This window comes from Flavobacterium phycosphaerae (assembly GCF_010119235.1).
GTDB classification, from domain to species: domain Bacteria; phylum Bacteroidota; class Bacteroidia; order Flavobacteriales; family Flavobacteriaceae; genus Flavobacterium; species Flavobacterium phycosphaerae.
Map to the genome: position 1 here is coordinate 3,267,252 of NZ_JAAATZ010000001.1, position 6,694 is coordinate 3,273,945.

Below are 6,694 nucleotides of genomic sequence, written 5' to 3' on the forward strand. Positions count from 1 at the left end.
TTAACACTAATGAAGTAACCTCCATAAAACTCATACTGGAAATAAAACTATTGAAGCTATATGATTTTTCATATTCCTTATGATTTAAATAATTTGTAACCTGAAAATCGTTGAGACAACTTTATGTCACTCCCTTTGACAGTAAAATAATTATCTCTTTTTATTAGTAAATCGTCTTTTTTATTGTCTATTATCCGGTTTGAAAATGTTATTTCTAATCTTGGAGTAGTGTAGATTTTTTTCCCGTTTTTATCTTTAGTTTCCATTTTTTCTACATAATACAACAATTGCTTGGTAATGCTCAAATCAGATTTTTTAATATAAATAATTACTTTACTCAACATTACTTGCGAAATTTTCCCTGGCTTCAATTCACATATATAAAAGTCTTTATCATTTTTAATCGTTCTATTTTCAAATACTTTTAAATAAGCAGTAACTGATAGTGGAGACTCTTCAAAAGCAGCGTTAGCTGCATTCCGAATTTGTATAGCTTTCTCATCATTATTTATTTTCAATCCATAATTATCGTAGGCAATAAACTCGGTGTTTTTAATTTTAACATAACACACATTATTTTTCTTTAAAAAAACACCTTTATATTGCTCGTATATTTCCTTAGTACTATAATCACTGTATAATGTGTACTTTGTATTATAAGAGACCTGTTTCCGTTTTTTCAGTACATCTTCAGCGGTTCTAATCACCTCGTCAACTGAAAGTTTTTTTTGCTGCCCATAACTGTTTATACTAATAGATAAAAACAGAAGCCACAATATCATATTAATACTTTTCATTATTCTTTCCCTCCAACTTTTACATTACCACTTCGCGTCTCTTGAATGGTGAAAACTCCTTTTTCAGTTTCTTTTTTGATCCGGATCAATCCACCTTCCGGATCATACTCATAAAAGGTTGAATAGTTGTTTTCATCAAGTTCAGCCATCAAGCGCTGGGTCTTTTGATCATAAACAAAACTTTTCATATTCCCTTTAGTTGGCAGAACCCTAACATCATCAAAATAAGACATTACTTTTTCAAACCTTGACTCATTTTTAAGCTCTAGTATCATATCTCCAACTCGTATAGTTTCATCACCTGGCACAGTAATTTCACCTATAATTCTTTGCCAGCCATCTATAATATCACCTGTAGGTCTGAAAGTATAGATGTAGGGATTATCAAACAAATCATTAGAATTCTCGTGTTTAAATGAAACATTGATATAACTATTAACATAAGTTTTAAATTGTTTCTTTGGATTATCATTTGACTCTTCTTTTACCCATCCACTTACCAAATATTTTTCTCCTTTTAATAGTCCAAAAGAGGCACAATCAATACAGGGAGGATCACAGCCTTCACCGTCATTAATTATAGTCAATTTTCTGGCGTTGGCATGAACTACACACTGACCCAAATTATCTTTCGCATTATAAATAAAGGAATTGTAAGATGGCCCTGTGTCGCCTGAAACTTTGGCAGAGTATATAACTTCAACATAATCTCCCGGGTGCAAAACATGACCTGCTGATGAGAAATTAATCCTCATCCAGTTTGTTGAATTCCCAAAACTAGGCAACCATGGCGAGCTAGTCCCGCTTCCTGGTGGACAATTAGCTAAATTGTCCCGTAACATATTTATTACATCATTATTATAACTTACCACAGGTGGTTGAACAAAAGATGTATTAGTAGTAATAGTTGGTGGACCTGTTGTGTTAAAATAATTAATATAAGTATTACCATCTGATCCACGAGGTGTATGATCACTTTCAAATTGATCACCGGGTTGCGGTTTTAAATTTAATAAATCATAGAGAGTCATATTTTCTGAACCGTCATTAAAAACCAGCATTTTAAAGTCAATCTTATCACCATTTCGTACTTTCTGTATTATTGGCACTGGAGGTTCTGTTAAAGTAGCAGAATCATCACTTAACCAAGTCGTAAATTTTCTACATTTTACAAACATTTTATTACTTAAATGAAATAACGACTTAATGGTCATGTTTGCTTGTAAATAAGCATCACTAACTAAAGAGGTTCCATTAGAATTCTTGACGTAAGCTTGATTCACAATTTGGGTTTGAGCCATAAGACTATTCTTTGCCTGCACCTTAAACTCAATATACAAGGTTTTGTTTGCAAGGCAATTTCCTGATGGAAAATTAATATTTTCAACTTTTAGTTGGGTCGAAGTAGGTCCATTCGTTATTGTAACCAAAGGAGCAACTGCCCCCATATCAGGAATGTTCATAGTATTACCTGTCAAAATGGTAAAACTTGATTCATGAGGATTTGGATCAGTTGTGTATATGTACTTTATTGGACCTAAAAAAACAAGTTTATTACTTAAATCATCCAATATTTTTACATTTGAAACACCTGTATTAGAAATATTTTTCACATTTATTCTATAACTAAAAACTTCGCCAGGAGAACCATCATTAACCGAACCAAAAAGGGCTGGTGTTCCTGAAGAATTTAGCACCTCACTTTCATCTGGATTATAGCGAATAATATACTTATTAGCTGTTAATTGTTGACTGCATGAAGCAACTGTTGAATATCCAGCTCCATTGGAAGAATTATGGGCAGTGTCAATAGTATCATAATAAAGATGACAATAAAAAGGCACCTGACCCGAAGGTGGACTAAGCAAATTATATCGATATGAAATATTGAAATTTAAGGTTAGTGGTTCGTTAGGAATAGTACAATTATAAGTCCATTTAACTTTTGTAGTGGCTAAAGGAGTTGAGGAAGGCGCATACGGTACATAATTACCTGATGAATTTAAATATTCAACTACAGGAGTAATACCACAGGCGGTTGGTGGTGAGTTCGTAATTGAATTTATAAGAAAACCAGAGGGCACATCAGCTATAAAAAATATCCTGTTATAATTACTTCCAGGCGTAATACTTACATTATAAGTTGCAGTCAAATAATTAGAAACATTGCAAACACTAGGACAAGGCAACGTGGGTGCTGTAACCGCAATATTTGATCCTCCTCCTCCGTTACAATCAGTACAATTAACACCCGATAATGACGTTGTAAACTCATGGCTTAGCGATTGATATGTTAAATTACTTCCACAATTGGAAGGTTTTTGACCAGTTGCGTATGTTATAGGCTTGAAAAATGGAGTGCTATTGCAGATATTACATGGGTATTTAACATAAACATAAAAGGTTAAAGGATACGACCAAATAGTCATAGGTAGTGGAGTACTAGGATTAGTAAATACATTCCAACTTATGGTTTGCGAATTTGGTGGACTTGAACCTGAAGGAGGTAATAATGCAATCGGATTATTGAAATCTAAATTCTGATTATATACACCAATTACCGTCGCACATGACGACAATTGCAAAAAAGCTTTAGCATTAGTATAATTAAGACAATTCCCGGGATTCGCAATTCGATACTTATACTTAACAACTGTACCAGCACAAATATTTGTAGTATTAGTCGGCTCAACCTGTGATAAATCTGTATCTAGTTTATCTGTATTGTTAATTGTCAGCAAAGGCGATTGATAAACTGCAGGACTTGGCGAACAAGTTCCGTCATAAGTACTTAAAGTAGCTATCAATGACTGAGCAGTAAAACATTCTCCAGTTGGCACATAAAAAGTAATATTAAAATTTAAGATACCACTAGTAGTGCTATTTATATTTGATATTGTAACAGTTCTGTTATAAATATTATTATTATCCTGACTAACGGAAGCCCCCGTAGGAAGTTGCGATGAAGAATAAATCAAACTTCCTGAATTAAATACAATCTTTTGATAACAACTTGAAGATGATGGTAAATTAATATTAAAGCTTAAAGCAAGGGAAGTTCCTCCAGTCAAGGTAGTTGGACTACTAATATTTGGACTACTTGTCAATAAAGCAATAGTATTAGATTGTCCATGAGCCAATAAAGTTACAAATAGGATCGTTATTGATAAAACTAGTTTTTTCATATCTATTGTTTCTTTTTAGTTGAGGAATTGATTGTCGTCTTAGCCTTTTCAAAAGACTTATTTCTTGTTCCTTCTGTATCAGCATCAATAGGACACCCATCAACTCTTCTTATAAATTGTACACTACGACCAGGGTAAACAGCAACACTATTGTTTCCTGTATGAGATTTTTTATCTGTTATATAAGCATTGTCTTTATCATAAACTCCTTGAGAAAAACCAAAATGAGGCTTTAGAGATGCCGATTGATTAAGTAAAATATTCATAGGATCATAATCTTCAAAACCATCAAATCCAATTTCTCTATACTTTGCATTTGAAACAACTGCCATAGGTAACGTATATCGATATCCATATTGGGCAGAAGAAAATCTTTTTAATGCATCCATATTTTCAAGTTCAACGCCATATGGACTGAACATTGTAACTTGGCTCGCAAAAGTCCAACCAGCCATGTCTATATACCAATCCTGACTTTTCAATTTATAAAATGGGCTGAATTTTTTGAAAAAACCTGTTTTACGTCTATTGGTAGTTTCAAAATTATTACGTCCCGTTAAGTATGCATAAGACTTAATTGCTCTCCAATCACCTTTAATATTATACAAATATGGGTTTACTGGAGTTTCAGGAATAGCGTTCAAAAAACCGTATTCATTAGGTAGATTATTTTCGCATTGTGATTTCCAATCATCACTATATTCAATAGCATTGGCATTGATACCTTAACACTAGTCACATCATTACTGCTGTCATAACCAAATGAATCATTTCCTAATTGGGATCTTAAATTTCCGTTTATATCTAAAATAGGGTTCTTCATTAATGTGATTGATGCCATAGCTAACATTTGCTGATTTCTATTTCCAGAACGAATAATTTTAAAATGCAAATCGGAAGGCTGATTGGATGAATCTATAATTTCACCAGATTTATTCATTAGTCTAATATGATTGCTACTAATAGCATAAACCCAAAGTTTTGTATTTAATCCATTGTCATCAAAGAATAACTCATCACCTACTTTAAAAAACTTATTGATATTATTAGCAGGTACTAAAGGTGAATAACCATTAAGATAAAAATAAGAATCACCTGAAGTAATAGTTTCTGCTAATTTGCCTGATAAATCATATTTTCAGAAGCCATTCCCATATTTTTATAGTACCAATAGGATGGGAAATTAAAACTATAGTACTTCTCATCAAATTCGTTTATAGTTTGAGTAAGCAACACTTGACCTGTTTTTGCATCCCAAGCAAGATTTTTGGTTGCAATTCGCGACCCTAAATCATAGGCAACTGTTTCAACCAAACAGCTGTTTTATGAATTACTTTAGTAGTTGTAGCGGTTCTTAACTGTGATTCGTTATACGCCTCTCTCGGCAAAACAATAGGAACAAAAACAGGCCAGATACCTGCTAAGAATGAGGCTATATTAGCATCAAATCCATAGGATTGAGTTACCGTTCTACTTTCATTAAAATCATTAATCACATCATAATTAATTCCAAGTAGTGATTTTCATTAATTTTCCCATGTTCATCTATAGTGGTGAACACACTACTTAATTTTCCAGTAGAATCAACGTTATAATTGTAATCTACCCTTGAAATTGGAGAATTTTGATTTTCTGCATACACTTTTGCGATTTAACCTTTCCATCCATATCATTAGTCTCAATAGTAAAACCTTGTGAGGCTGTTAAATGACTTTGAGCATAAACACTTAACATTTTAATAATGGACTTTATAATCGTAGAGTCTTACATCATAATCTGTATAATCAACTATAGTAGGAAAATCTTTAGTGGTATAATGTTCCGTTACAACCTTTCCTGTTGCGTGTTTTTTTATGAATTTATTATCATCAAATTCATTTTTCTTATTTAAATTAGTAACGGTAACTCTGAGTAAGTAACTTTTGGGCAAGGGAAAAAATTCTCACCAAAAGGTTTTCTACATAATAGTTTCCCTAGGAGCTCCTATTCTCTCTGCATAATTTGATTGTCATTACCATAAAAAGTTCTACAAAAGGATTTTCAGGTGAAGCATTAGGCTCAAATGTAGCGACACCACTTGACCCAACACCGTCTTCCAATGTATAGGTATATTCTTGTCCGTACATTTCTCCATAAATAGGATTGTCCTCATTATTCATGACATCCCAATTATCGCTTAATTCAATTTTCTTAACCTTAAGCCTCCACCAAATTTTTACCAATAGGATTTTCCAATCTAATCCATGATCTCGCTTTATCGAATTTTCAGCACAATGCTTTAATTCTAAAGCTCTATTTGGTCCGTAAAATTTCAGCCATCGAACCAATACTATACACTAGATTTTTAACAATTGATACAAATCCAGCGCTAACTTCATCTCCACCACCATAAACAAATCTATTCAAGTAAGTCTTCCGTATCCCCAACCCGATTTGCTATAGGGTTAACCTCATCACTGCCTGTAAATCCTCCATCTTTTCTTAAAAATTTTAGGGGGAGGGAAAAACGCCATCATTAACTTGCATGTCTTGGATTCTTTTTTGGTCAATTTCAAAATAACCGGAAACATAATCATAACTTGATGCATGCATACTAATTAAAAATTTGAAGTAAATAGGTTTATACATGTTTCAGACAAGTAATTATCTTTAATTGTTGAACAGTTATACTAGGATTGTTAGTTTGTACATAGATAAATCTATTATGTCCTC

General features: G+C 32.8%; 7 protein-coding genes. All 7 read right to left on the reverse strand.

All coding sequences use genetic code 11. The features are described from left to right. Nucleotides 1-77 precede the first annotated feature (77 nt). The 7 genes from GUU89_RS14555 to GUU89_RS14585 all read right to left on the reverse strand — a co-directional run bounded on the left by GUU89_RS14555 (nucleotide 78) and on the right by GUU89_RS14585 (nucleotide 6,309). On the reverse strand, nucleotides 78-797 hold the full coding sequence (locus GUU89_RS14555) for a hypothetical protein (RefSeq protein WP_162126054.1): 720 nt from the start codon (nucleotides 795-797) through the stop codon (nucleotides 78-80). Then, on the reverse strand, nucleotides 797-3,982 hold the full coding sequence (locus GUU89_RS14560; RefSeq protein ID WP_162128581.1) for an isopeptide-forming domain-containing fimbrial protein: 3,186 nt from the start codon (nucleotides 3,980-3,982) through the stop codon (nucleotides 797-799). Before GUU89_RS14560 ends, GUU89_RS14555 begins: the two co-directional genes overlap by 1 nt. Nucleotides 3,983-3,984: 2 nt before the next feature. Then, entirely contained in the window at nucleotides 3,985-4,626 is a 642-nt protein-coding gene (locus GUU89_RS14565; RefSeq protein ID WP_162128582.1) for a hypothetical protein, read from the reverse strand. After that, complete coding sequence (locus GUU89_RS14570; RefSeq protein ID WP_162128583.1) at nucleotides 4,623-4,823, reverse strand: hypothetical protein; 201 nt, start codon at nucleotides 4,821-4,823, stop codon at nucleotides 4,623-4,625. Before GUU89_RS14570 ends, GUU89_RS14565 begins: the two co-directional genes overlap by 4 nt. 272 nt (nucleotides 4,824-5,095) lie before the next feature. Further along, nucleotides 5,096-5,296, reverse strand: coding sequence for a hypothetical protein (locus GUU89_RS14575; protein WP_162128584.1), 201 nt, complete (start codon nucleotides 5,294-5,296; stop codon nucleotides 5,096-5,098). Continuing rightward, on the reverse strand, nucleotides 5,269-5,478 hold the full coding sequence (locus GUU89_RS14580; RefSeq protein ID WP_162128585.1) for a hypothetical protein: 210 nt from the start codon (nucleotides 5,476-5,478) through the stop codon (nucleotides 5,269-5,271). The genes GUU89_RS14575 and GUU89_RS14580 overlap by 28 nt, the downstream gene beginning before the upstream one ends. A 477-nt stretch (nucleotides 5,479-5,955) precedes the next feature. Next, nucleotides 5,956-6,309: a hypothetical protein gene (locus GUU89_RS14585; RefSeq protein ID WP_162128586.1), complete on the reverse strand. Its 354-nt coding sequence runs from the start codon at nucleotides 6,307-6,309 to the stop codon at nucleotides 5,956-5,958. Nucleotides 6,310-6,694 lie beyond the last annotated feature (385 nt).